The organism is Nocardioides luti, from assembly GCF_014212315.1.
Lineage (GTDB): Bacteria > Actinomycetota > Actinomycetes > Propionibacteriales > Nocardioidaceae > Nocardioides > Nocardioides luti.
The window spans coordinates 37986-61606 of the sequence record NZ_JACKXE010000002.1; the positions used below are offsets into that span (position 1 = coordinate 37986).

Sequence of the window (23621 nt, forward strand, 5' to 3'; positions counted from 1 at the left end):
CCTGCGGGTCAGTCCTCGTCGGGCTCGGCGGGGGTCTCCTTGCCGTCCCGCTCGTCGCGCTCGGCCCACGCCAGCAGCGGCGCGAGGTCGAAGACGTGGTCGTCGATGTCGGCGTGCAGGTCGCCGAGCGCGGCGAACCGCTCCGGGACGGTGAAGATCGTCAGGTCGTGGGGGTCGACGTCCGCGACCTCGTCCCACCGGATCGGCGTGGAGACGCGGGCGTCGGGCACGCCGCGGACGGAGTACGCCGCCGCGATGGTGTGGTCGCGGGCGTTCTGGTTGTAGTCGACGAACAGGTGGTGCGGGTCGCGGTCCTTGCGCCACCACGCCGTCGTGACGTCCGCGGGGGCCCGCCGCTCGATCTCGCGGGCGAACGCGAGCGCCCCCCGTCGTACGTCCTGGAAGCCGTGGTCCGGCGGGATCCGCACGTAGACGTGCAGGCCCGAGCCGCCGCTGGTCTTCGGGAAGCCGGTGGCGCCGAGCTCGTCGAGCACCTCCTCGACGACGCCCGCGACCCGCTGCACGGTGGCGAAGTCGCAGAGGGGGCCGGGGTCGAGGTCGATGCGCCACTCGTCGGGCTTCTCGGTGTCCGCGCGGCGGCTGTTCCACGGGTGGAACTCGACGGTGGACATCTGCACCGCCCAGATGACGCTCGCGAGCTCGGTCACGCAGAGCTCGTCGGCGGTGCGGTTCCAGCGCGGGAAGTGCAGCCGGACGGTCTCCAGCCACGGCGGCGCACCGTGCGGGACGCGCTTCTGGTGCACCTTGTCCCCGGCGAGGCCCTTCGGGAAGCGGTGCAGCATGCACGGCCGCTCGAACAGCGCGTTGACGATGCCGGGCCCCACTGCGAGGTAGTACTCCACCAGGTCGAGCTTCGTGGCCCCCGACTCCGGGAAGTAGACCCGGTCGGGGTTGCTGACCCGGACGACCTTGTCGTCGACCTCGATCTCGACGGACGGCGACTTCGCGGCAGGCACGAGGACGACGGTACGGCGTCGCCGGGTGCCGTGTCGGCGGCACGACGTAGCGTGCGCGCATGAGGTTCGACCAGTCGCCCGTGGTGCGGGTCAGCCACGACCCGGCGTCACCTCTCGAGCCCGGCGCCTGGCCGCTGACGGTCCCGGCCGTCGCCCAGCTGGTGCGCGACGGGCTGGACCTCGACCCGGGCGTCACCTTCCTCGTCGGCGAGAACGGCTCCGGCAAGTCCACGCTGGTCGAGGCGGTGGCGACGGCGTACGGCCTGGGCGCCGAGGGCGGCTCGACCGGCAGCCGGCACAGCACGCGGGCGTCGGAGTCCCCCCTGGGCGACGCGCTGCGGCTCCAGCGCGGGCTCGGTGCCGGGCGGTGGGGCTTCTTCCTGCGGGCCGAGACGATGCACGGCTACTACAGCTACCTCGAGGAGAACCCCGGCGGACCTCGGCGCGGTCCGCCCGAGCCGGTCTTCCACGAGATGAGCCACGGGGAGTCGTTCCTGGCGGTGCTGGCGACCCGCTTCGACTCCGCGGGGTTCTACGCCCTCGACGAGCCCGAGGCGGCGCTGTCCTTCTCCTCCACGCTCGGGCTCATGTCGACGCTGGCCGGCGTGGTCGCGGACGGCGGCCAGGTGCTGTGCGCGACGCACTCCCCCGTGCTCGCCGCGATGCCGGGCGCCACGATCCTCGAGGTCGGCGAGTGGGGGCTGCGGCGCACGACGTGGAACGACCTGGAGCTGGTGCAGCACTGGAAGGCCTACCTCGACGCCCCGGGGCGCTACCTGCGGCACCTGCTCGAGCCGTAGGCGGCGTCCTGCCGCTGCTGCCGTCGGGAACCCCGCTATCGTCGCGGTCGTGTCCGGCCACCAGCGCATCTACGTGGTGAGCACCGGGGCGAGCGACACCGAGCTCGTGGACGTCCGTCGAGGCGTGGGGCGGGCCCCCGTGGTCCTCACCGCCCCGACGGCCGAGGCGAAGCGCGTGGTGAGCGGTGTCGGGGTCGAGCCCCGCGTGGAGGTCCTGCTGGCACCGGTGCGCTTCCCCCCGACCGACCGGGGCCACCGGCTCGACGAGCTGGTCCGGCGCCACGCCCTGCAGGACCGCTTCCGCGACGTCGTGGTCGTGACGGACCCGGCCAGCGCCACGCTGCTGCTCCGGGTGCTGGCCCCCGACCAGCTGGCCGCCGGCGGAGCCGTGACGATCGTGGGGCTCGCCCGCGGCGACCGCCCCGTGCCGGTCCGCCGCGCGCTCGCCGCCGGTGTCGTGCTGGGGCTGGTCGCCGGGACCGCCGAGCCGCTCGCGCCGATCCTGCTGCTGCCCGCGCTCACGGCCCTGGTGGGGCTGGTCCTGCTGCTGGTCCCCCCTGCCCGCCACCTCGGCCGCGCCGCGCTGCTCGCGGCCGCCGTCGCCCTGGGCCTCGAGCTCCTGGCGATCGCCAGCTCCGCGCGCTTCCCGGGTGGGTGGTGACGGCCCGGGCCGTCAGACCTTGCGCAGCAGCGCGACGAACATCGCGTCGGTGCCGTGGCGGTGCGGCCAGAGCTGGACGGTGCCGGGGACGGGCCCGGCGCAGCCGGGGATGTCGGGGAAGAGGGCCGTGGCGTCCTCGAGGACGACGTCCGAGCGGGTCTGCAGGACGGAGTCCACGACTCCCCCGGTCTCGGCGACCACGGGCGAGCAGGTGGCGTAGACGACGACGCCGCCGGGGCGGGTCAGGTCGAGGGCCGAGCCGACCAGGCTGCGCTGGAGGAGCACCAGGGTGAGCACGTCGTCGGCCTTGCGCCGCCAGCGTGACTCCGGGCGGCGGCGCAGGGCGCCGAGGCCGGTGCAGGGTGCGTCGACGAGCACGCGGTCGAAGGAGCCGTGGGCGTACGGCGGGTGGGTGCCGTCCGAGGTGACGATCCCCAGCACGCCGGGGGCACCCGCCAGCGAGCGCGCGACGAGGGTCGAGCGGTGCGGCTGGCGCTCGTTGGCCACCAGGCGCGCGCCCTGCTGGTCGGCCAGTGCGGCGAGCAGCGCGGCCTTGCCGCCGGGCCCGGCACACAGGTCCAGCCAGGTCGCGTCGGGGCCGGTGAGCGGGGCGGCGGCGAGCGCCATGGCGACCAGCTGGGAGCCCTCGTCCTGGACGCCGGCGCGCCCGTCGCGGACGGCCGGGAGCTCACCGGGGTCGCCGCCGTCCAGCACCACGCCGTACGGCGAGAAGGCGGTCGGCTCGCCGGGCAGCTCCTCGCGCGTGGCGCGACCGGGACGGGCCACGAGGGTGACCTTGGGCGGCTCGTTGTCGGCCGCGAGCAGGTCGTGCAGCTCGGTCCAGCCGACGGCCTGGCGCAGCTCCTCGACGATCCACTGGGGGTGGCTGTAGGCGATCGAGGCGAAGCGGACCGGGGCGACGCGGGGGTCCGGTGACACCAGCCCGATCCACTCGGCCAGCTCGTGCGCGGTCACCTTGCGCAGCACCGCGTTGGTGAAGCCGGCCGCACCGGAGCTCACCTTGGCGCGGACCAGGTCGACGGTGGTGCTGATCGCGGCGTGGCTGGGCACCCGCATCGACAGCAGCTGGTGGGTGCCGAGCCGGAGCGCGTCGAGGACCTTCGCCTCGACCTTGCTCAGCGGGCGGTCCACGCAGGCGGCGAGGATCGCGTCGTAGGTGCCGCGGCGCCGGATCGTGCCCGAGGCCAGCTCGGTGACGAAGGCCGCGTCGCGCCCCGACAGCCCGTGGTGGCGGAGCACTGCGGGCAGCACGAGGTTGGTGTACGCGTCGTCGACGCGGACCGCCTTGAGGACGTCCAGCGCGGCGGCGCGGGCGGGGTCGAACGCGGGTCGGGCGGCCGCCGGCCGTCCTCCCTGTCGCGTCCCCCGACGACGGGGGTCACTCATCAGCGAAGAACTTCTTCACCAGCGTCTTCGGCGCCTTGGCGGCCCAGGCGTCCGTGATGACCTCGGCGAGCTCGTCACGGTCGATCTCGCCCAGCCGCGACTGCTGCACGAGCACCGCGTTGTAGCTGCGGAAGTGGTCGATCGTGAAGAACGGCAGCCGCTCGTCGTCGACCAGCGCCTGCTTCTCGACGGCCGTCGGCGTCGTGATGACCACCAGGTCGTCGTACATCTCCCCCGTCGCCGGGTCGACGGCCGTCGCGTGCGGGGCGCGGAAGAGCAGGAAGCCCTTGCCGCGGACCTTGTACGTCGGGCGGTCGCCCCACGAGGTGCCGAGCTCCACCTCGGGCAGCGACGAGCAGATCGCGTCGAGGTCGTCGACCGTGGCCCGGCGGGTCATGGTGGAAACGGTAGTCCCCGGCACGTCACACGTCCCCGAAACGGGTGCCGGTGGCCAGCCGTGCGCCACGCGCCCAGTCCGCGGCCGACATCTGCTTCTTGCCGAACGCCTTGACGTCGCCGAGCATGACGGCGGTCGAGCCGGTGCCGACGATGACGTAGTTCTTCGCGACCTCGACCAGGCCGGGCTCGAGGGTGACGTCGGTGTGGCGCACCGGGCCGATCTTGATCCGCTCGCCCTCGTGGGTCGACCAGGCCCCCGGACCGGGCGTGCAGGCACGGATCCGCCGGTCGACGGCGACCGCGTGCTCGGTCCAGACGACGCGGGCGTCGTCGACCTGGATCTTCGGCGCGAGGCTGACCCCGTCGAGGGGCTGCTCACGGGCCTCGAGCGCGCCGTCCTCGATCCCGTCGAGGGTCGCGACCAGCAGCCCGGCGCCGCCCTCGGCGAGCCGGCCGAGCAGGTCGCCGGCGGTGTCGGTCGGCCTGATCGTCTCGGTCATCAGGCCGAAGGTCGGGCCGGCGTCGAGCTCCTTGACGATGCGGAACGTCGTGGCGCCGCTGACCTCGTCGCCGGCCCAGATCGCGTGCTGCACGGGAGCCGCGCCGCGCCAGCTGGGCAGCACCGAGAAGTGCAGGTTGATCCAGCCGTGCGGCGGGATGTCGAGGGCGCTCTGCGGGAGGAGGGCGCCGTACGCCACGACCGGGCAGGCGTCGGGCGCCAGGGCGCGCAGCGCCTCCTGGAAGTCCGGGTCGCGCGGGTGCGCCGGCTTCAGGACGGGGAGGCCCAGCTCCTCGGCGCGCAGGCCGACCGGGCTGGCGACCAGCTTGCGGCCGCGGCCGGACGGGGCGTCGGGGCGGGTGACGACGCCGACGAGCTCGTGGCGCGAGTCGGCGAGCGCGTCGAGCGCGGGGACGGCGACCTCGGGGGTGCCGGCGAAGACCAGCCGCACCTCAGAAGCCCAGCCCGTTGGTGGCGTGCGGGGAGACCTTGACGGTGGGCTTGTCGAGGCCGAACCACTCGGCCTCGCGGATCGCCTTCATCGCGGCCTTGCGGGCCTCGGTGTCGAGCCGGTCCACGAAGAGGATGCCGTCCAGGTGGTCGGTCTCGTGCTGGATCGCGCGGGCGAGGTAGTCCGAGCCCTCGATGGTCACGGGCTCGCCGTGCAGGTCGAAGCCGCGGGCGACGACGTGGAGCGCCCGCTGGGTGTCGAACGTCAGGTCCGGGATCGACAGGCAGCCCTCGGGACCGTCCTGGCACTCGACGCTGAGGTCGAGCTTCGGGTTGACGAGGTGGCCGAGCTCGCCGTCGACGTGCCACGTGAAGACCCGCAGGCCGACCCCGATCTGCGGGGCCGCGAGGCCGGCACCGGGGGCCGCCAGCATCGTGTCGGTCAGGTCCTCGACGAGCTTGCGCAGCTCCTTGTCGAAGTCCACGACCTCGACGGCCGGCTTGCGCAGGACCGGGTCGCCGAAGAGGCGGATCGGCTGGATGGGCACGGAACTCCTCGAGCAGGCAAACGACAGAAGCCCCAGTCTAGGGAAGGACGATCACGCGATCGACTGCGGATCGACCTGGATGCGCACGGCGTCCAGCTTGCGGCTGGAGCGCAGCCGCTGGAGGTCGCCGAGGGCGGCGCTCAGCTCCGCGCCGTGGCTGCGCGGGACCCGGATCACGACGCGGTTCTCCCCCTCGTCGCCGACGTCGACCGGGCCGAGCACCTCGGCGGACGGCGGTGCCACCAGGAGCGTCAGCGCGTCGTCGACGGCCCCCGGGTCGCCGACCACCGTCGCGAGCCGGCTGGCGGGCGGCAGGTGCGCCTCGACGCGCTCGCGGGTCTCGCGGGCGGCGTACCCGCCCATGTCCCAGCGGACCAGCGCCTGCACGGCCGGGTGGGCGGGGTCGCCGACGACCACCGCGGACCCACCGGGCCGGACCAGGCCGACGGCGTTCGCCCAGCGGCGCAGCGCCTCCTCGTCGGCCCGCAGGTCGATCCGGCCGAGCGTGAGCCAGCTGTCGAGCAGCACGACGGCGGCGTACCCGCCGGCCGCGACCGGCTCGGCGCCCGGCGTCGCGACCACGATCGCGGGAGCGTCGTCCACGTCGGTCAGCACCCGGTCGCCGCTGGAGGTGCGCACCCGGGTGCTCGGGAAGGAGCGCCCCAGCTCCTCGGCGGTGCGGGCGTCGCCCAGCACCGGCGCCCGCAGCCCGCGGTGCCCGCAGGCGGAGCAGGCCCAGGCCTCGTCGGGGGTGCCGCACCAACGGCAGGCGGGCGACTGCGTCGGGGCCGGGATCGCCAGCGGTCCGGTGCAGGTCGTGCAGCGGGCCGGGGTGCGGCAGCGCTCGCAGGCCAGCGAGGTGGCGTAGCCCAGGCGCGGGGTCTGCACCAGCACCGGCCCCGTGGCCAGGGCCTCCCGCAGGGCCGCGTGCACCTGCCGGGGCACCCGCGAGGCCCGGGCGTGCGTGTCGCGCTCGAGGTCGACGTCGGTGGCCCCGGTGACGCTGACCCGGACCCGCCCGCGCAGCACGCCGCGACCGACGCTCAGCTCGTGGGCCCAGCCGGTGCGGAGGAGGTACTCCGCCTCGACGGTACGGGCGAAGCCACCGAGCAGCACCGCCGTGTCCTCGTGCTCGGCACGCAGGAGCAGCGTCTCCCTGGTGTGGGGGTACGGAGCGCGCGGCTCGGCGTGCAGGTCGTCGCCGTCGTCCCAGATCACCACGAGCCCGAGGTCGTGCACGGGCGCGAAGGCGGCGGCACGGGTGCCGACCACGACCCTGCGGGCCCCCCGGCTGACCGCCAGGAAGTCGCGGTAGCGGCGGGCCGGACCGGCGTCGGCGGTCAGCGTGACGTGGTGCCCCTCGCCGAGGACGGCGGTCAGGGCCGCGTCGACGCGGGCGACGTCCTTGCCGTCGGGCACGCAGACGAGGACGCCGCGGCCGGAGGCGTACGTCGCGGCCACCGCGTGGGCGACCAGCGTGGGCCAGTCGGCGCCGGGGGCGACCCCCCAGACCGCGCGCGGGCTGCCCCCGCCGGCGAGGTGGTGCAGGAACGCCTCGGCGTGCTCGTGCTCGCCCCAGGCCGCGGCCGCGGCCGTGGGGTCGTACGCCGTGGGCGGGGGCGCCGGGGCCGACGGCTCCTTCTCGCTGGTGGCGTGCCGGGGCGGCACGGCCAGCCGCAGCACGTCGGACCGCGTGCCCGCGTAGCGCGCGGCGATCTCCGCGCTGAGCCGCTCGACGGCGGGGCTCAGCACCGGCTCGGCGCTGACGACCCTGCGCAGGTGCGTCAGCCGGCCCTGGTGGTCGGTCGTGGCGGCCCGCTCGACGACGTACCCGTCGACGTCCTGCCCGGCGAAGCGGACCTTGACCCGGGCACCCGGGACCGCGGTGGCGCCCATCGCGGCCGGGACGGAGTAGTCGAAGGGCCGGTCGAGGTGCGCGAGGGGGACGTCGACGAGGACCCGGGCGACCGGGTCCTCGTCGGTGGTCTGCTGCTCGGCGGCCTTCGTGGCGCGGGTGGCGCGGGCCTTCGCCCGGGACGCCCTGACCGTCGCCCGGACCATCCCGGGCAGCAGCTCGGGCTGCTCCTCGGAGGGTCCTGGCGGCGCGGTCACGGGCAGATGTCTACCAGCCCTCGCCGACGGTGGTTTCGAGACGGTTGCTGCGCAACCTCCTCAACCACCGGGAGGCCGCTGCTGCGCAACCTCCTCAACCACCGGGAGGCCGGTACTGCGCAACCTCCTCAACCACCGGGAGGCCGGTACTGAGCGACCTCTTCGACCACCGATCAGCCGGCGACGGCGGCCTTGAGCGCGTCGGCGCGGTCGGTGCGCTCCCAGGTGAACTCCGGCAGCTCGCGGCCGAAGTGGCCGTAGGCGGCCGTCTTGGCGTAGATCGGCCGGAGCAGGTCGAGGTCGCGGATGATCGCGGCGGGACGCAGGTCGAAGACCTCGAGCACGGCCTGCTGGATCTGCTCGTCGGGGACGGTGCCGGTGCCGAAGGTCTCGATGAAGACGCCGACCGGCTGGGCCTTGCCGATGGCGTAGGCGACCTGCGCCTCGCAGCGACGGGCCAGGCCGGCGGCCACGACGTTCTTGGCGACCCAGCGCATGGCGTAGGCGGCCGAGCGGTCGACCTTCGACGGGTCCTTGCCGGAGAAGGCACCGCCACCGTGGCGGGCCATGCCGCCGTAGGTGTCGACGATGATCTTGCGGCCGGTGAGGCCGGCGTCGCCCATCGGGCCGCCGACGACGAAGCGCCCGGTCGGGTTGACCAGCAGGCGGTAGCCCTCGGACGGCAGCGAGAAGGTGTCGAGCACCGGGTCGATGACGTGCTTCTTGATGTCGGCCTCGAGCGTGTCGAGCTCGGTCTCCTCGGAGTGCTGCGTGGAGAGGACGACGGTGTCGATGCGGACGGGGGTGTTCTCGGCGTCGTACTCGATGGTGACCTGGGTCTTGCCGTCGGGACGCAGGTAGTCGAGCGTGCCGTCCTTGCGGACCGCGGTGAGCTGCTCGGCGAGGCGCTGGGCGATCACGATCGGCAGCGGCATCAGCACGTCGGTGTCGTCGCAGGCGTAGCCGAACATCAGGCCCTGGTCGCCGGCACCCTGCTTGTCCATCGCGTCCACGGAGCCGGTGCGGCTCTCGTGGCCGGTGTCGACGCCCTGGGCGATGTCGCCGGACTGGCCGCCGATCGCGACCATCACGCCGCAGGAGTCGCCGTCGAAGCCCTTGAGGGAGGAGTCGTAGCCGATCTCGAGGATCCGCTCGCGCACGACCTTCTTGATGTCGACGTAGCCGGTCGTGGTGACCTCGCCCGCGACGACGACCAGGCCGGTGGTCAGGAGCGTCTCGACCGCCACCCGGCTGTACGGGTCCTGCTCGAGCATCGCGTCGAGGACGCTGTCGCTGATCTGGTCGGCGATCTTGTCCGGGTGACCCTCGGTCACGGACTCCGACGTGAAGAGACGTCCAGGCACAGTGCTACTCACTCCCAGTTGTTGGCGGGCGTTGCGGGTGGTGCGGAAACGATATACGGCGTCCCGGATGGCGGAACGCGGTCTCAATCCTGCAGCCTCGCAGCAACTTCGTCCCAAATGACGTGCGCGAGGGCGGACTTCGAGCCGCGGGGCACCTCGGTCGCGGCCCCGTCGGCGCCGAGGATCACGCCCTCGTTGTCCGGGCTCCCGAAGACCGCTCCCCCGCTGACGTCGTTGACGACGAGGAGGTCGCAGCCCTTGCGGGCCAGCTTGGCGCGGGCCAGGTCGAGCACGGACCCGGTGTCGTCCCCGGTCTCGGCCGCGAAGCCGACGACCACCTGGCCGGCGCGGGCGCGCTGGGTGCTGATCTCGTGGAGGATGTCGGGGTTCTGCTCGAGCTCGATCGCGGGCGCCGAGCCGTCGGCGGCCTTCTTGATCTTGCTCGTGCTGACGCCGGTGGGGCGGAAGTCGGCGGGCGCCGCCGCCATCACGACGGCGTCGGCGGACGCGGCGGCCGAGACGACCTCGTCGCGGAGCTGGGCCGTGGTCTCCACCCGGACGACCTTGACGCCGGCGGGGTCGGCCAGGGCCACGTTGGCGCTGACCAGGGTCACCTCGGCGCCGCGCGCGACGGCGGCGCGGGCCAGGGCGTAGCCCTGCAGGCCCGAGGAGCGGTTGCCGAGGAAGCGGACGGGGTCGAGGTACTCGCGGGTGCCGCCCGCGGAGACGACGACGTGGCGCCCGGCGAGGTCGTGGCCGGCCACGGCACCGCGGGCGAGCACCTCGAGGCAGACCTCGAAGATCTCGGCCGGCTCCGGCAGCCGGCCCTTGCCGGTGTCGGCGCCGGTCAGCCGGCCCTCGGCCGGCTCGACGACCAGGGCGCCCCGGGCGCGGAGCGTGGCGACGTTCGCCTGCGTGGCCGGGTGCTCCCACATCTCGGTGTGCATCGCGGGCGCGAACACCACCGGGCAGCGGGCGGTGAGGAGCGTGCTGGTGAGCAGGTCGTCGGCGAGGCCGTGCGCGGCCTTCGCGAGCAGGTCGGCGGTCGCCGGGGCGACCACGACGAGGTCGGCCGACTGGCCGATCCGCACGTGCGGCACCTCGTGGACCGAGGTCCAGACGTCGGTGGCGACCGGCTTGCCCGACAGCGCCGACCACGTGGGTGCCCCGACGAACTTCAGGGCGGCGGCGGTCGGGACGACGGTGACGTCGTGGCCGGACTCGGTGAAGCGGCGGAGCAGCTCGCAGGACTTGTACGCCGCGATGCCGCCGGAGACCCCGAGAACCACACGGGGCCGCGCCCCGGTGGGGGGCACGGCCTCGGGTGCGGTGCTGGTGCTCATGGAGAGCAGCCTGTCAGACGTGGGTCACTCGGTGCCGCGCGACGACGCGTCGGCGGCGGCGGCCTTGGCCGCGGCCTCCTCGGCGGCGAGCTCGGCGGGGTCGACGTCCTCGCAGGTCAGGAGGTCCTCGTTGATCTCGCGGAGCGCGATCGAGAGGGGCTTCTCCTGCACGTGCGTGTCGACGAGGGGGCCGACGTACTCGAGCAGGCCCTCACCGAGCTGCGAGTAGTAGGCGTTGATCTGGCGCGCCCGCTTGGCGCTGTAGAGGACCAGCTTGTACTTGCTGTCGGTCTTGGTGAGCAGGTCGTCGATCGAGGGGTTGGTGACACCCTCGGCGGCGATGTTGGGCGAAGACACGCGTGAGCCTCACAGATTGTTGATGGTGGGACCGTCCTGGTGGGGATGCACGGACGGGTGCACCATCAAGGCTACCAACTCGTCGGCTGCAGCGTGAACTTCGTGGTTCACGATGGTGACGTCGAACTCCGGCTCGGCGGCCAGCTCCTCCTCGGCGGTGGCCAGGCGGCGGGTCCGCTCCTCCTCCGTCTCGGTGCCCCGGCCGACCAGCCGGCGCACCAGCTCGTCCCACGACGGGGGCTTGAGGAAGACGAACAGCGCCTGCGGCATGGTCTCGCGGACCTGCCGCGCGCCCTGCAGGTCGATCTCCAGCATGGCGGGGCGGCCGGACGCCAGGGCCAGGTCGACGGGCTGGCGCGGGGTGCCGTAGCGGGCGGCCTTGTGGACGACGGCCCACTCGAGCAGGTCGTCCTCGGCGATCATCCGGTCGAACTCCTCGTCGGAGACGAACCAGTAGTGGACGCCGTTCTCCTCCCCCGGCCGCGGCGCGCGCGTCGTGGCGGACACCGAGATCCAGACCTCGGGGTGGGTGGCGCGGACCTGGGCCGCCACCGTGCCCTTGCCGACCGCGGTGGGCCCGGCGAGCACGACGAGTCGCGAGCGGCCCGCGGCGGGCTCAGTCACGCCCGGCGAACTCGCGCTCGAGCGCAGCGACCTGCTTGGTGCCGAGCCCGCGGACCCGGCGGCTCTCGGCGATGCCGAGCCGCTCCATCACCTGGCGGGCGCGGACCTTGCCGAGCCCGGGCAGCGACTGCAGCAGGTCGACGACCTTCATCTTGCCGATGACCTCGTTGCGCTGGCCCTCGTGCAGGACGTCGACGATGGAGGCGCCGGAGTTCTTGAGGCGGTTCTTCACCTCGGCCCGTTCCCGACGGGAGGCGGCGGCCTTGTCCAGGGCCGCCTGGCGCTGTTCGGGGGTGAGCGGGGGCAGGGCCACGAGCGGGGTCCTTCGGTCGGCGGTCGATCACCGGATGGGGCCGGTGAAGGGGCCAATCTAGTCAGAAGCGGGACGAGCGAGCAATTGCCCTGTCGGCCATGCTCGGAGCCGCCGGTGCGACCACGGGCAGGACGGCACCGGGACTACGACGGGGCCGACAGCGTCAGGGGCGTCTGGCAGACGTCCCGGGCCTCCTGGTCGACGGCCTGGAGCGCCGCGAGCGTGGGGCCGCTGCCCAGCTCGCGCGCCGCGGCGTCGATGGCGGCCCGCTGGTCGTCGTCGAGCCCGGCCGGCGGCTTGTCACGGTCGTACGACGCCGGGTCGACGCCCGCGTCCTCCAGCGCGCCCTGCAGCGCCTTGATGCGGGAGACCACCTGCTGCCACTCGTCGGCGATGTCGCTCAGCGCCTTGTCCTGCAGCTCCTCGAAGATCGGCAGCGCCTTGATCAGCGCGTCGTCCCCGCCGCTGCCGACGAGGTCGGTGAGCTCGGCCTGGTGGTCCTTCACCGCCGCGCAGTACTCCTCCTTGGGCGTGCCCCCGCAGGCCGAGGCCAGGGGCAGCAGCGCCAGCACGGCGACGGCGACCGCGGTGCGCCTCACCGGGCCAGCCCCGCCAGCTCGTCGTTCGTGCGTCGGGCGGCGTCGGCCAGGCGGCCCACGTCCGGCCCGTGCCGGAGCAGCTCGCGTGAGGAGGACGGCAGCACCGAGCCGGCCGCGCGGCCGAAGATCCGGCGCAGGTCGGCGACGGTGCCACCCTGGGCGCCGTAGCCGGGCGCCAGGACCGGCCCGTCGATGTCCAGGTCCTCGTGGGTCTCCCCGATCGTCGCGCCGACGACCGCGCCGAACGAGCCGAGCGGGTCGGCGCCGGCATTGAGGGCCCGCAGGTGGTCGAGGACCCGGCCGGCGACGGTGCCGCCCCCGGACGCGACCGCGTGCTGGACCTCCGGCCCCTCCTTGTTCGAGGTGAGGGCCAGGACGAACACCCCGGCCCCGTGGGTGCGGGCGGTGTCGATCATCGGGGTCAGCGAGCCGAAGCCGAGGAACGGGCTGGCGGTGATCGCGTCGCAGGCGAGCGGCGACGTCGGGTCGAGGTAGGCGTCGGCGTACGCCTGCGACGTGGAGCCGATGTCGCCGCGCTTCACGTCCAGCAGGACCAGCGCCCCCGCCGCGCGCGACTCCGCGACCACCCGCTCGAGGACGGCGACGCCGCGGCTGCCGAAGCGCTCGTAGAACGCCGACTGCGGCTTGACGACCGACACGTGCGGGGCCAGCCCCTCGACGGCCGTCAGCGCGAACCGCTCGAGGCCGGCGACGTCGTCGTCGAGCCCCCACTCGCGGAGCAGGCCGGCGTGCGGGTCGATGCCGGCGCACAGCGGCCCGCGGGCGGCGACGGCGGCGTGCAGGCGGGTGCCGAACGGCTCGGTCATGGCGCTCCTCGGAGGTCGGCCGCGATCCGCGCGGCGGTGGTGGGGTCGTGCAGGAGGGCGGCGCCGACCTGGACGGCGGTCGCGCCGGCGGCGAGGAAGGCCCGGGCGTCGTCAGCGGTGGCGATCCCGCCGGCCCCGACGACCTGGGCGTCGGGCAGCCCCGCGCACACCTCGGTCACGCAGCGCAGCGCCAGCGGGGCGATCGCCGGGCCGCTGAGCCCGGCCGGACGCCCGTCGGGCATCGCGGCCGGCAGGGCGTTGCCGACCACGACCGCGGCCGCGCCGGCGTCGAGGACGCTGCGCGCGGACTCCACGACCCGCACGAGGTCGGTGCGCACCTTGGCGAGCACCGGCATCCCGCGCGGGAGGTCGCGGTGGACGGCCGCGACGACGCTCGCGGCGTGGAACGGCTCGCGGACGTCGAAGACGCCGGTGGTGGTCGCGTCGGGCGCGGAGAGGTTGACCTCGATCGCGGACACCCCCGGCGAGCGGCCCAGCCGACGGGCCAGCTCGGCGTACTCCCCCAGCGTGGCGCCGGCGATCGACACGATCACCCGGGTGCCCTGCTGCGCCAGCCACGGCAGCTCGAGGCTGAGGAAGTGCTCGAGCCCGGGATTCTGCAGGCCCACGGCGTGCAGCAGGCCGGACGGGGTCTCCACGATGCGCGGCAGCGAGCCGCCCGCGCGGGCGTTGAGGGTGATCGAGCGGGTGACGAAGCCGCCGAGGTCGGCGAGCGGGCCGTACGCCGTCAGCTCGCGCCCGCTGCCCCCGCAGCCGCTCGCGACGAGGACCGGGCCGGACAGCGTCAGGCCGGCGAGCTCGGTCACGGGGTCACTCACGCGGTCACTCACTGGGCCTCCAGGTCGTCCCAGCGGACCCGGTCCCCGCGGAAGACGGGACCGTCCACGCAGCCGCGGACCAGGCGCGCGACGCCGTCCTCGCCCACGACCGGCACGGGGCAGCCCTGGCACAGGCCCGTCGCACAGGTGAGCGGCCGCTCCACGGCGGTCTGGCTCCAGGCACCGTGCCGCTCGGCCGCGGCCGCGACGGCGTGCAGCGTCCGTGAGGGGCCGGCGGCGTAGACGACCTCGGCGCCGGAGCGGGTCAGGACCTCGTCGATCACGTCGGCGACCTCGCCGCGCTGGCCGACCGAGCCGTCCCGGGTCACGACCGTCACCGAGCGGGCCGAACGGCGGGCCTCCAGGGCCGAGAGCAGGTGCGCCTCGTCGTCCCCGGCGACCACGAGGGTGACCGGGCAGTCCCGCTCGCGGAGCCGCTCGGCGAGCGGGAAGAGCGGCGCGGCGGCGTACCCCTCGCCGACGAGGAGGCAGCCGACCTTCTCCTGCGGCAGCGCGAAGGCGCGGCCGAGCGGACCGGTGACCTCCAGGCGCGCGCCGGGTGCCAGCGCCGCGAGCCAGCCGGTGCCGACCCCGACGGGCTCGACGACGATCTCGAGGGTGGCGCCGTACCCGCCGACGGGCTTGACCCGGTGGATCCAGAACGCGCGTCGGGCCAGCCGGGAGCGGGCGGCCTCGCCGCCCACCGACAGGGCCACGAACGTCCCGGGGCGGAAGCGCTCGGGGATGCCGGGCGCGACCAGCGTGAGGTGCCGGTAGGCGCCGACCTTCTTGCTGGCCAGCACCTCCCCCGTCACGTGCAGAGGCTTCATGCAGGCTTCCGGGCGCCGGGGTCGCCGAGACCCCGCACGATCCGGGCCGGCCAGGTCGGCCCCTCGTAGATGAAGGCGGTGTAGCCCTGGAGCAGGTCGGCCCCGGCGTCCAGCCGGGCCCGGGCGTCCGCGACCGAGGTGATGCCGCCGACGCCGACCAGGGTGAGCTCGGGTCCGACCCGGCCGCGCAGCAGCCGGAGCACGTCGAGGCTGCGCTCGGTGAGCGGCTGCCCCGACAGGCCCCCGGCACCGGCGGCCTCGACCACGGAGTCCGGGGTGTGCAGGTCCGCGCGCGAGATCGTGGTGTTGGTGGCGATCACGCCGTCGAGCCCGATCGCACCGGCGAGGTCGGCGACCGCGAGGACGTCGTCGTCGTCGAGGTCGGGCGCGATCTTCACCAGCAGCGGGATCCGGCTCGCGGTGACCGCGTCGGCGGTGCGCCGCACGTGCTCGAGCAGCGGCTGCAGCTTCTCCACGGCCTGGAGGTTGCGCAGGCCCGGGGTGTTCGGCGAGCTGACGTTGACGACCAGGTAGTCGGCGTACGGCGCGAGCAGGCGGGCGCTCTTCGCGTAGTCCGCCTCGACCGCCGCCTGGTCGTCGTCGGGGACCAGCTTGGTCTTGCCGATGTTCACGCCGAGCACGACACCCGGGCGCCGGCCGCGCGCCGCGAGGCGGGCGGCGACCACCTCGGAGCCGTCGTTGTTGAAGCCCATCCGGTTCACGACCGCCCGGTCGGCGGGCAGCCGGAACAGCCGCGGCTTCGGGTTGCCGGGCTGGGCCTCCCCCGTCACCGTGCCGATCTCGACGTGCCCGAAGCCCAGGGCCGCGAGCGCGTCGATGCCGACGGCGTTCTTGTCGAAGCCCGCCGCCAGCCCGAGGACGTTGGGGAACGTCAGCCCCATCGCCTCCACGGGACGGCTGCGCCGCGGCAGCCGGCCCAGCACCGGCGCCGCCGCGCGGATCCCCGCGAAGCCGAGGTGGTGCGCCTGCTCGGGGTCGCTGCGGGTGAGGACGTGGTCGAACAGGAGGCGGTACGGCGTCACGACGACACCCGGGACCCGCCGCGCTCCCGGGCCCAGTCCTGCAGGCTGCGGACGCCGATCTCGCCGCGCTTCATGGCCTCGATGCCCTGGACCGCGGCGCCCAGCCCCTGCACGGTGGTGATGCAGGGGATGTTCGCCATGATCGCGGCCGTGCGGATCTCGTAGCCGTCGACGCGGGCCGAGCCCCCGCCGGACGAGCCGTGCGGGGTGTTGATGACCAGGTCGATCTCGCCGGCCAGGATCATCGCCACGGTGGTGGGCTGGCCCTCCGGGCCGGTGCCCTCGAAGTGCTTGCGCACGACCTCGGCCCGCACTCCGTTGCGGCGCAGCACCTCGGCGGTGCCCTGCGTCGCGAGGATCTCGAAGCCGTGGTCGGAGAGCACCTTGATCGGGAAGATCATGTGCCGCTTGTCCCGGTTGGCCATCGACACGAAGACCCGGCCGGTGGTCGGCAGCGGGCCGAACGCCGCGGCCTGCGCCTTGGCGAAGGCGGTGCCGAAGTCGGCGTCGAAGCCCATCACCTCGCCGGTCGACTTCATCTCCGGGCCGAGCACGGTGTCGACCTGCTGGCCGTCGGCGGTGCGGAACCGGTTGAACGGCATCACCGCCTCCTTGACCGCGATCGGCTGGTCGCCGGGCAGCGTCCCGCCGTCGCCGGTCGCCGGCAGCACGCCCGCGGTCCGCAGCGAGGCGATCGACTCCCCCAGCATCACCCGGGCGGCCGCCTTCGCGAGCGGCGTGGCCGTCGCCTTGGAGACGAACGGCACCGTCCGGCTGGCGCGCGGGTTGGCCTCGAGGACGTAGAGCACGTCGGAGCCCAGCGCGAACTGGATGTTCAGCAGCCCGAGCACCCCGACCCCGCGGGCGATCCGCTCGGTCGCCTCGCGGATCCGCAGGATCTCGGCCGCACCGAGGGTGATCGGCGGCAGGGCGCACGAGGAGTCGCCGGAGTGGATCCCGGCCTCCTCGATGTGCTCCATCACGCCGCCCAGGAACAGCTCCTCGCCGTCGAAGATCGCGTCGACGTCGATCTCGACCGCGTCGTCGATGAAGCGGTCGACCAGCACCGGGTGCTCCGGGCTGATCTCGGTCGCGCGCTCGATGTAGCCCTCGAGCGCCGCGTCGTCGTAGACGATCTCCATGCCGCGGCCGCCCAGGACGTACGACGGGCGCACCAGCACCGGGTAGGCGATCTCGGCCGCGATCCGCTTGGCGTCCTCGAAGCTGGTCGCCATGCCGTGCTTGGGCGCGGGCAGCCCGGCCTCGGCGAGCACCCGGCCGAAGGCCCCGCGCTCCTCCGCCAGGTCGATGGCCTCGGGCGAGGTGCCGACGATCTGGACGCCGTTCGCCTTGAGCCCGGCCGCGAGGCCGAGCGGCGTCTGGCCGCCGAGCTGGCAGATGACGCCGGCGATCGGGCCGGCCTGCTCCTCGGCGTGCACGATCTCGAGCACGTCCTCGAGCGTCAGCGGCTCGAAGTAGAGGCGGTCGGAGGTGTCGTAGTCGGTCGACACGGTCTCCGGGTTGCAGTTGACCATGATCGTCTCGTAGCCGGCCTCGCTGAGCGCCAGCGACGCGTGCACGCAGGAGTAGTCGAACTCGATGCCCTGGCCGATCCGGTTCGGGCCCGAGCCCAGGATGATCACGGCGGGCTTGGTGCGGGGCAGCACCTCGCTCTCGTCGTCGTACGACGAGTAGTGGTACGGCGTCGCCGCCGCGAACTCGGCGGCGCAGGTGTCGACGGTCTTGTAGACCGGGCGCACGCCGAGCGAGTGCCGCACGCCGCGGACCACGTCGGCGCTCATGCCGCGGATCCGCCCGATCTGCTCGTCGGAGAAGCCGTGCCGCTTGGCGCGGCGCAGCAGCTCGGGGGTGAGCTGCGGGGCGGCGGTGACCTCGGCGGCGACCTCGTTGATCAGGAAGAGCTGGTCGACGAACCACGGGTCGATCTTCGTGGCGTCGAAGACCTCCTCGGGGGTCGCACCGGCCCGGATCGCGTCCATCACCCGCTTGAGTCGGCCGTCGGTCGGGACCTTGACCTCCTCGAGGATCGCCTCCTTGTCGAGCTCGACCCACTCCTTGCTCCAGTCGAAGACCGCGCTGCGGCTCTCGAGGGAGCGCAGGGCCTTCTGCAGGGACTCGGTGAAGCTGCGGCCGATCGCCATCGCCTCGCCGACCGACTTCATGTGCGTCGTGAGCGTGGGATCGGCGCCGGGGAACTTCTCGAACGCGAAGCGCGGCACCTTCACCACGACGTAGTCGAGGGTGGGCTCGAAGGCCGCCGGGGTGCTGGAGCCGTCGGCGCGCATCGTGATGTCGTTGGGGATCTCGTCGAGCGTGTAGCCGATCGCGACCTTGGCGGCGATCTTGGCGATCGGGAAGCCGGTGGCCTTCGACGCGAGCGCCGAGGACCGCGAGACGCGCGGGTTCATCTCGATCACGATCAGCCGGCCGTCGGCCGGGTTGACGGCGTACTGGATGTTGCAGCCGCCGGTGTCGACGCCGACCGAGCGGATGATGCCGATGGCGAGGTCGCGCATCGACTGGTACTCCCGGTCGGTGAGCGTCATCGCGGGCGCCACCGTGATCGAGTCGCCGGTGTGCACGCCCATCGGGTCGAGGTTCTCGATCGAGCAGATGATCACCACGTTGTCGGCGGTGTCGCGCATGACCTCGAGCTCGTACTCCTTCCAGCCGATGATCGACTCCTCGAGGAGCACCTCGGTGGTCGGGCTGGCGGCCAGGCCGGCGCCGGCGATGCGGCGCAGGTCGGTCTCGTCGTAGGCCATGCCGGAGCCGGTGCCGCCCATCGTGAACGACGGCCGCACCACCATCGGGTAGCCGAGCTCGTCGGCCGCGCCGAGGCAGTCCTCCATCGTGTGGCAGATGACCGACTTGGAGCACTCGCCGCCGAGCTCCTCGACGATCTTCTTGAAGACCTGGCGGTTCTCGCCGCGGTCGATCGCCTCGATCGAGGCACCGATCAGCTCGACGCCGTACTTCTCCAGCACGCCGGCGGCGTCCAGCGCCATCGCGGTGTTGAGGGCGGTCTGGCCGCCGAGCGTCGCCAGCAGCGCGTCGGGGCGCTCCTTGGCGATCACCTTCTCGACGTACTCCGCGGTGATCGGCTCGACGTAGGTCGCGTCCGCGAACTCGGGGTCGGTCATGATCGTGGCCGGGTTGGAGTTCACCAGGATCACCCGGATGCCCTCGGCCTTCAGGACCCGGCACGCCTGGGTGCCGGAGTAGTCGAACTCGCAGGCCTGGCCGATGATGATCGGCCCGGAGCCGATCACCAGGACGCTGTTGATGTCCTCGCGCTTGGGCATGTCAGTCCTCGCTTCGTTGGTCGAGCGGGGCGCCCTGACCCTCGCCTCGTTGGTCGAGCAGAGCGCCCTGACCCTCGCCTCGTTGGTCGAGCAGAGCGCCCTGACCATCGCTTCGTTGGTCGAGCAGAGCGCCCTGACCATCGCTTCGTTGGTCGAGTAGAGCGCCCTGACCATCGCTTCGTTGGTCGAGTAGAGCGCCCTGGCGCTCGTATCGAGACCCCATGAGCTCCACGAACCGGTCGAAGAGGTACGCCGCGTCGTGCGGGCCGGCGGCGGCCTCGGGGTGGTACTGCACGGAGAAGCTCCGCAGCGCGCCGTCCGGCGCGCGCAGCTCGAGCCCCTCGACCACGTCGTCGTTGAGGCAGACGTGGCTCACCGACGCCACGCCGTACGGCGTCTCGACCGTGTCGTCGAGCGAGCGCCCCTCGGGCCACGCGACGGCGAACCCGTGGTTGTGGGCCGTGACCTCGACCTTGCCGGTGGTGCGGTCCAGCACCGGCTGGTTGATGCCGCGGTGGCCGTAGACCAGCTTGAAGGTGCCGAGCCCGAGGGCCCGGCCGAAGAGCTGGTTGCCGAAGCAGATCCCGAAGTAGGGCAGGCCCTCGGCGAGCGCGCCCTGCAGCAGCTCGACCTGGCCGACGGTCGCCGCCGGGTCGCCGGGGCCGTTGGAGAAGAAGAGCCCGTCGGGGCGCACCGCGAGGACGTCGTCGAGCGAGGCGGTCGCGGGGAGCACGTGCACCTCGATCCCCCGCTCGGCCATCCGCTGCGGCGTCATCGCCTTGATCCCGAGGTCGAGGGCCGCGACCGTGAAGCGCTTCTCGCCGACCGCGGGCACGACGTAGGCCTCGGTCGTCGAGACCTCGGCGGCCAGCTCGGTGCCGGCCATGCCGGCCTGCTCGCGCACCCGCGCCAGCAGCGCGGCGGCGTCGGTCTCCGTCGAGGAGATCCCGACCCGCATCGCGCCGCGCTCGCGCAGGTGGCGGGTCAGCGCGCGGGTGTCGATGCCGGAGATCCCGACGACGCCCTGGGCGCGCAGCTCGTCGTCGAGGCTGCGCTGCGAGCGCCAGTTGGACGGGCGGCGGGCAGGGTCGCGGACGACGTACCCGGCCACCCAGATCCGCGACGACTCGCCGTCCTCGTCGTTGACGCCGGTGTTGCCGATGTGCGGGGCCGTCATGACGACCACCTGGCGGTGGTACGACGGGTCGGTGAGCGTCTCCTGGTAGCCGGTCATGCCGGTGTTGAAGACGGCCTCGCCGAAGGTCTCGCCCTCGGCGCCGTAGGCGTCGCCGTGGAAGGTGCGCCCGTCCTCGAGGACGAGGATCGCGGGGCTCGTCGCGCCCATCAGGCCAGCTTCCCGTCGAGCACGGTCGCGGTGCCGCGGAGGAAGGTCGCGACCACGCGCCCGGGCAGCTCGCGGCCGGCGTACGGCGTGTTGCGCGAGAGCGAGGCGCTCTCGGACGCCTCGACGGTGCGGCGGACGCTCGGGTCGTAGAGCACGACGTTGGCGGGGGCGCCGACCTCGATCGGGCGGCCGTGGTCGGTGACCCGGCCGATCCGGGCGGGGGCGTAGGAGAGCCGCTCGGCGACCCCGGCCCAGTCGAGCAGGCCGGTGTCGACCATCGTCTCCTGCACGATCGACAGCGCGGTCTCGAGGCCGAGCATGCCGAAGGCAGCCGCGGCCCACTCGCAGTCCTTGTCCTCGTGCGGGTGCGGCGCGTGGTCGGTCGCGACGATGTCGATGGTGCCGTCGGCCAGCCCGGCGCGCAGCGCCTCGACGTCGGCCTGGGAGCGCAGCGGCGGGTTGACCTTGTAGATCGGGTCGTAGGTCGCGGCCAGCTCGTCGGTCAGCAGCAGGTGGTGGGGGCAGGCCTCGGCGGTGATCTCCCAGCCGCCCTCGCGCTTCGCCCGCGCCTTGGCGTCGCGGACGATCTCCACCGACCCGGCGGTCGAGACGTGGCAGACGTGCAGCCGCGAGCCGACGTGCGCGGCGAGCAGGCAGTCACGGGCGATGATCGCCTCCTCGGCGACGGCCGGCCAGCCGGTCAGCCCGAGGCGGCCGGACAGCTCGCCCTCGTTCATCTGGGCGCCCTCGGTGAGCCGCGGCTCCTGGGCGTGCTGGGCGATGACGCCGTCGAAGGCCTTGACGTACTCCAGCGCCCGGCGCATCAGCACCGCGTCGCTCACGCACTTGCCGTCGTCGGAGAAGACCCGGACGCGCGCGGCCGAGTCGGCCATCGCACCGAGCTCGGCGAGCCGCTCGCCCTGCAGGCCGACCGTGACGGCACCGACGGGGTAGACGTCGCAGTGGCCGGCCTCGCGGCCGAGCCGCCAGACCTGCTCGACGACGCCGGCGGTGTCGGCCACCGGCTCGGTGTTGGCCATCGCGTGCACGGCGGTGAAGCCGCCCAGCGCCGCCGCCTGGGTGCCGCTGTCGACGGTCTCGGCGTCCTCGCGGCCCGGCTCGCGCAGGTGGGTGTGCAGGTCCACCAGGCCGGGCAGGGCGACCAGTCCGGTCGCGTCGACGACCTCGGCACCCGCGGCCTCGAGACCGCTGCCGATCTCGGCGACGACCCCGTCGGCGAGCAGCAGGTCGGTCGGCTCACCGCCCAGGATCGCGACGTTCTGGATGAGGTAGCTGGTCACTCGGCTTCTCCGATCGACGGCTCGGACCCACCGAGCAGGAGGTACAGGACGGCCATCCGCACGGCGACGCCGTTGGTGACCTGCTCGACGATCACGGAGCGGTCGGAGTCGGCCACGTCGGCCGTGATCTCCATGCCGCGGACCATCGGGCCGGGGTGCATCACGATCGTGTGGTCCTGGAGCTGGCGCATCCGCTTGCCGTCCAGGCCGTAGCGGCGGGAGTACTCGCGCGCGGTGGGGAAGAACGAGGCGTTCATCCGCTCGCGCTGGACCCGCAGCATCATCACGACGTCGGCCTTCGGGAGCACCGCGTCGAGGTCGTACGACGTCTCGACCGGCCAGCCCTCGATGCCGACCGGGAGCAGCGTCGGCGGCGCGACGAGCGTGACCTCGGCGCCGAGCGTGCGCAGAAGCAGCGCGTTGGAGCGGGCCACCCGGCTGTGCAGGACGTCGCCGACGATGGCGACCCGGCGGCCGTCCAGCGAGCCGAGGTGCCGCCACATCGTGAAGGCGTCGAGCAGCGCCTGGGTGGGGTGCTCGTGGGTGCCGTCCCCGGCGTTCACGACGCTGGAGCGGACCCAGCCCGAGTGCGCGAGCCGGTGCGGGGCGCCGCTGGCACCGTGCCGCACGACGACCGCGTCGGCGCCCATCGCCTCGAGCGTGAGGGCGGTGTCCTTGAGGCTCTCGCCCTTGGAGAGCGAGGAGCCCTTGGCCGAGAAGTTGATGACGTCGGCCGAGAGCCGCTTGGCGGCGGCCTCGAACGAGATCCGGGTGCGGGTCGAGTCCTCGAAGAAGAGGTTGACCACGGTGCGGCCGCGCAGGGCGGGCAGCTTCTTGATCGGCCGGTCGGCCAGGGAGCGCAGCTCCTCGGCGGTCTTCAGGACCAGCTCGGCGTCGTCGCGGGTCAGGTCCGCGGCGCTCAGCAGGTGGCGCTTCACCGGTCGCTCCGCTCGTGGATGGTGACCGCGTCGACGTCGTCGATCCCGGCCATGGTCACCCGCACCCGCTCGACGAGCGAGGTGGGGAGGTTCTTGCCGACGAAGTCGGCGCGGATCGGCAGCTCGCGGTGGCCGCGGTCGACCAGCACCGCGAGGCGTACGGCGGTGGGCCGGCCCAGGTCGTTGAGCGCGTCCAGGGCCGCCCGGATGGTGCGGCCGGAGAAGAGGACGTCGTCGACCAGGACGACCGTCCTGCCGTCGATGCCGCCCGCCGGGATCTGGGTCGGCAGCAGGGCCCGCGCCGGCTTGAGGCGGAGGTCGTCGCGGTACATCGTCACGTCGAGCGAGCCGACGGGGACGTCGTACCCCTCGACGGAGGCGATCCGCTCGGCGATCCGCTCGGCCAGCGGCACGCCCCGGCTGGGGATGCCGAGCAGCACGAGGTCCTGGGCGCCCTTGTTGCGCTCGAGGATCTCGTGCGAGATGCGGGTGAGGGCCCGGGTGATGTCACGGGCGTCGAGCACGGTGCGACCGGTCTCGGGGCTGCCGGGTCCCGAGGGATCGGCGGGGGTTTCCTGGGGCGCGGACATGCGAACCGCGGACCTCCTTCTCCGCCTCACAGGACGGCTCGTTAAAGGATGTCGAACGCCGCCCACCCTAGCCCGCGCGGACGGTCGCGGGCCAACCGCCGCCCCGGCTTCTCGTCCTGCGGACCGATC

23 protein-coding genes are annotated in these 23621 nt (G+C 73.7%); 2 read left to right on the top strand and 21 right to left on the bottom strand.

Translation table 11 applies throughout. From position 1 onward, the window contains the following. Nucleotides 1–8: 8 nt before the first annotated feature. Nucleotides 9–977 carry a non-homologous end-joining DNA ligase gene (gene ligD, locus H5V45_RS19185; protein ID WP_185254784.1) on the bottom strand — a complete coding sequence of 323 codons (969 nt, stop codon included), beginning with the start codon at nucleotides 975–977 and terminating at the stop codon, nucleotides 9–11. 59 nt (nucleotides 978–1036) lie between these two features. Between ligD and H5V45_RS19190 the strand changes: the two genes are divergently transcribed. Beyond that, on the top strand, nucleotides 1037–1777 hold the full coding sequence (locus H5V45_RS19190; protein WP_185254785.1) for an AAA family ATPase: 741 nt from the start codon (nucleotides 1037–1039) through the stop codon (nucleotides 1775–1777). Between the two features lie 49 nt (nucleotides 1778–1826). Then, nucleotides 1827–2438, top strand: coding sequence for a hypothetical protein (locus H5V45_RS19195; RefSeq protein WP_185254786.1), 612 nt, complete (start codon nucleotides 1827–1829; stop codon nucleotides 2436–2438). Nucleotides 2439–2450: 12 nt separating this feature from the next. On the opposite strand, the gene H5V45_RS19200 is transcribed toward H5V45_RS19195, so the two are convergent. The 20 genes from H5V45_RS19200 to pyrR all read right to left on the bottom strand — a co-directional run bounded on the left by H5V45_RS19200 (nucleotide 2451) and on the right by pyrR (nucleotide 23492). Beyond that, a complete protein-coding gene (locus tag H5V45_RS19200) occupies nucleotides 2451–3845 on the bottom strand; it encodes an RsmB/NOP family class I SAM-dependent RNA methyltransferase (protein WP_185254787.1) in 1395 nt (464 codons plus the stop codon). Then, on the bottom strand, nucleotides 3838–4242 hold the full coding sequence (locus H5V45_RS19205; RefSeq protein WP_185254788.1) for an MmcQ/YjbR family DNA-binding protein: 405 nt from the start codon (nucleotides 4240–4242) through the stop codon (nucleotides 3838–3840). Before H5V45_RS19205 ends, H5V45_RS19200 begins: the two co-directional genes overlap by 8 nt. Nucleotides 4243–4267: 25 nt before the next feature. Further along, nucleotides 4268–5194 carry a methionyl-tRNA formyltransferase gene (gene fmt / locus H5V45_RS19210; protein ID WP_185254789.1) on the bottom strand — a complete coding sequence of 309 codons (927 nt, stop codon included), beginning with the start codon at nucleotides 5192–5194 and terminating at the stop codon, nucleotides 4268–4270. A 1-nt stretch (nucleotide 5195) separates the two neighbouring features. Beyond that, nucleotides 5196–5741 carry a peptide deformylase gene (gene def, locus H5V45_RS19215; RefSeq protein ID WP_185254790.1) on the bottom strand — a complete coding sequence of 182 codons (546 nt, stop codon included), beginning with the start codon at nucleotides 5739–5741 and terminating at the stop codon, nucleotides 5196–5198. 51 nt (nucleotides 5742–5792) lie between these two features. Further along, the gene (locus H5V45_RS19220) at nucleotides 5793–7853 is read right to left on the bottom strand and encodes a primosomal protein N' (protein WP_343061652.1); all 2061 of its coding nucleotides are present in this window, start codon (nucleotides 7851–7853) and stop codon (nucleotides 5793–5795) included. A 173-nt stretch (nucleotides 7854–8026) separates the two neighbouring features. Continuing rightward, entirely contained in the window at nucleotides 8027–9217 is a 1191-nt protein-coding gene (metK, locus tag H5V45_RS19225; RefSeq protein ID WP_185254791.1) for a methionine adenosyltransferase, read from the bottom strand. Between the two features lie 83 nt (nucleotides 9218–9300). Further along, complete coding sequence (coaBC, locus tag H5V45_RS19230) at nucleotides 9301–10560, bottom strand: bifunctional phosphopantothenoylcysteine decarboxylase/phosphopantothenate--cysteine ligase CoaBC (protein WP_185254792.1); 1260 nt, start codon at nucleotides 10558–10560, stop codon at nucleotides 9301–9303. Nucleotides 10561–10584: 24 nt separating this feature from the next. Then, nucleotides 10585–10917: a DNA-directed RNA polymerase subunit omega gene (rpoZ, locus tag H5V45_RS19235; protein ID WP_185254793.1), complete on the bottom strand. Its 333-nt coding sequence runs from the start codon at nucleotides 10915–10917 to the stop codon at nucleotides 10585–10587. 9 nt (nucleotides 10918–10926) lie between these two features. Continuing rightward, nucleotides 10927–11541: a guanylate kinase gene (gene gmk / locus H5V45_RS19240; RefSeq protein ID WP_343061653.1), complete on the bottom strand. Its 615-nt coding sequence runs from the start codon at nucleotides 11539–11541 to the stop codon at nucleotides 10927–10929. Beyond that, nucleotides 11534–11854: an integration host factor, actinobacterial type gene (mihF, locus tag H5V45_RS19245; RefSeq protein ID WP_185254794.1), complete on the bottom strand. Its 321-nt coding sequence runs from the start codon at nucleotides 11852–11854 to the stop codon at nucleotides 11534–11536. Before mihF ends, gmk begins: the two co-directional genes overlap by 8 nt. A 143-nt stretch (nucleotides 11855–11997) precedes the next feature. Next, nucleotides 11998–12453, bottom strand: a complete 456-nt coding sequence (locus tag H5V45_RS19250; RefSeq protein ID WP_185254795.1) for a hypothetical protein — start codon at nucleotides 12451–12453, stop codon at nucleotides 11998–12000. Continuing rightward, the gene (pyrF, locus tag H5V45_RS19255) at nucleotides 12450–13280 is read right to left on the bottom strand and encodes an orotidine-5'-phosphate decarboxylase (protein ID WP_185254796.1); all 831 of its coding nucleotides are present in this window, start codon (nucleotides 13278–13280) and stop codon (nucleotides 12450–12452) included. Before pyrF ends, H5V45_RS19250 begins: the two co-directional genes overlap by 4 nt. Next, entirely contained in the window at nucleotides 13277–14119 is an 843-nt protein-coding gene (locus tag H5V45_RS19260; protein WP_185254797.1) for a tRNA-dihydrouridine synthase, read from the bottom strand. The genes pyrF and H5V45_RS19260 overlap by 4 nt, the downstream gene beginning before the upstream one ends. Nucleotides 14120–14127: 8 nt before the next feature. Beyond that, nucleotides 14128–14949: an iron-sulfur cluster-binding protein gene (locus H5V45_RS19265; protein ID WP_185254798.1), complete on the bottom strand. Its 822-nt coding sequence runs from the start codon at nucleotides 14947–14949 to the stop codon at nucleotides 14128–14130. Next, complete coding sequence (locus H5V45_RS19270) at nucleotides 14946–15992, bottom strand: quinone-dependent dihydroorotate dehydrogenase (RefSeq protein WP_185254799.1); 1047 nt, start codon at nucleotides 15990–15992, stop codon at nucleotides 14946–14948. Before H5V45_RS19270 ends, H5V45_RS19265 begins: the two co-directional genes overlap by 4 nt. After that, nucleotides 15989–19318 (bottom strand): carbamoyl-phosphate synthase large subunit, encoded by a 3330-nt coding sequence (carB, locus tag H5V45_RS19275; protein WP_185254800.1) that lies wholly within the window; start codon nucleotides 19316–19318, stop codon nucleotides 15989–15991. The genes H5V45_RS19270 and carB overlap by 4 nt, the downstream gene beginning before the upstream one ends. Before the next feature lies 1 nt (nucleotide 19319). Continuing rightward, nucleotides 19320–20663: a glutamine-hydrolyzing carbamoyl-phosphate synthase small subunit gene (gene carA / locus H5V45_RS19280; protein ID WP_246416618.1), complete on the bottom strand. Its 1344-nt coding sequence runs from the start codon at nucleotides 20661–20663 to the stop codon at nucleotides 19320–19322. After that, entirely contained in the window at nucleotides 20663–21964 is a 1302-nt protein-coding gene (locus tag H5V45_RS19285) for a dihydroorotase (RefSeq protein ID WP_185254801.1), read from the bottom strand. The genes carA and H5V45_RS19285 overlap by 1 nt, the downstream gene beginning before the upstream one ends. After that, nucleotides 21961–22902 carry an aspartate carbamoyltransferase catalytic subunit gene (locus H5V45_RS19290; RefSeq protein ID WP_185254802.1) on the bottom strand — a complete coding sequence of 314 codons (942 nt, stop codon included), beginning with the start codon at nucleotides 22900–22902 and terminating at the stop codon, nucleotides 21961–21963. The genes H5V45_RS19285 and H5V45_RS19290 overlap by 4 nt, the downstream gene beginning before the upstream one ends. Further along, nucleotides 22899–23492, bottom strand: coding sequence for a bifunctional pyr operon transcriptional regulator/uracil phosphoribosyltransferase PyrR (pyrR, locus tag H5V45_RS19295; RefSeq protein ID WP_185254803.1), 594 nt, complete (start codon nucleotides 23490–23492; stop codon nucleotides 22899–22901). Before pyrR ends, H5V45_RS19290 begins: the two co-directional genes overlap by 4 nt. Between the last annotated feature and the right edge of the window lie 129 nt (nucleotides 23493–23621).

Excerpts from the sequence above, each read along its gene's own strand:
- H5V45_RS19190 (WP_185254785.1), top strand. The coding sequence starts at position 1,037 with ATGAGGTTCGACCAGTCGCCCGTGGTGCGGGTCAGCCACGACCCGGCG.
- H5V45_RS19200 (WP_185254787.1), bottom strand. The coding sequence starts at position 3,845 with ATGAGTGACCCCCGTCGTCGGGGGACGCGACAGGGAGGACGGCCGGCG.
- H5V45_RS19205 (WP_185254788.1), bottom strand. The coding sequence starts at position 4,242 with ATGACCCGCCGGGCCACGGTCGACGACCTCGACGCGATCTGCTCGTCG.
- coaBC (WP_185254792.1), bottom strand. The coding sequence starts at position 10,560 with ATGAGCACCAGCACCGCACCCGAGGCCGTGCCCCCCACCGGGGCGCGG.
- pyrF (WP_185254796.1), bottom strand. The coding sequence starts at position 13,280 with ATGACCGAGCCGTTCGGCACCCGCCTGCACGCCGCCGTCGCCGCCCGC.
- H5V45_RS19265 (WP_185254798.1), bottom strand. The coding sequence starts at position 14,949 with ATGAAGCCTCTGCACGTGACGGGGGAGGTGCTGGCCAGCAAGAAGGTC.
- carB (WP_185254800.1), bottom strand. The coding sequence starts at position 19,318 with ATGCCCAAGCGCGAGGACATCAACAGCGTCCTGGTGATCGGCTCCGGG.
- carA (WP_246416618.1), bottom strand. The coding sequence starts at position 20,663 with ATGGGCGCGACGAGCCCCGCGATCCTCGTCCTCGAGGACGGGCGCACC.
- pyrR (WP_185254803.1), bottom strand. The coding sequence starts at position 23,492 with ATGTCCGCGCCCCAGGAAACCCCCGCCGATCCCTCGGGACCCGGCAGC.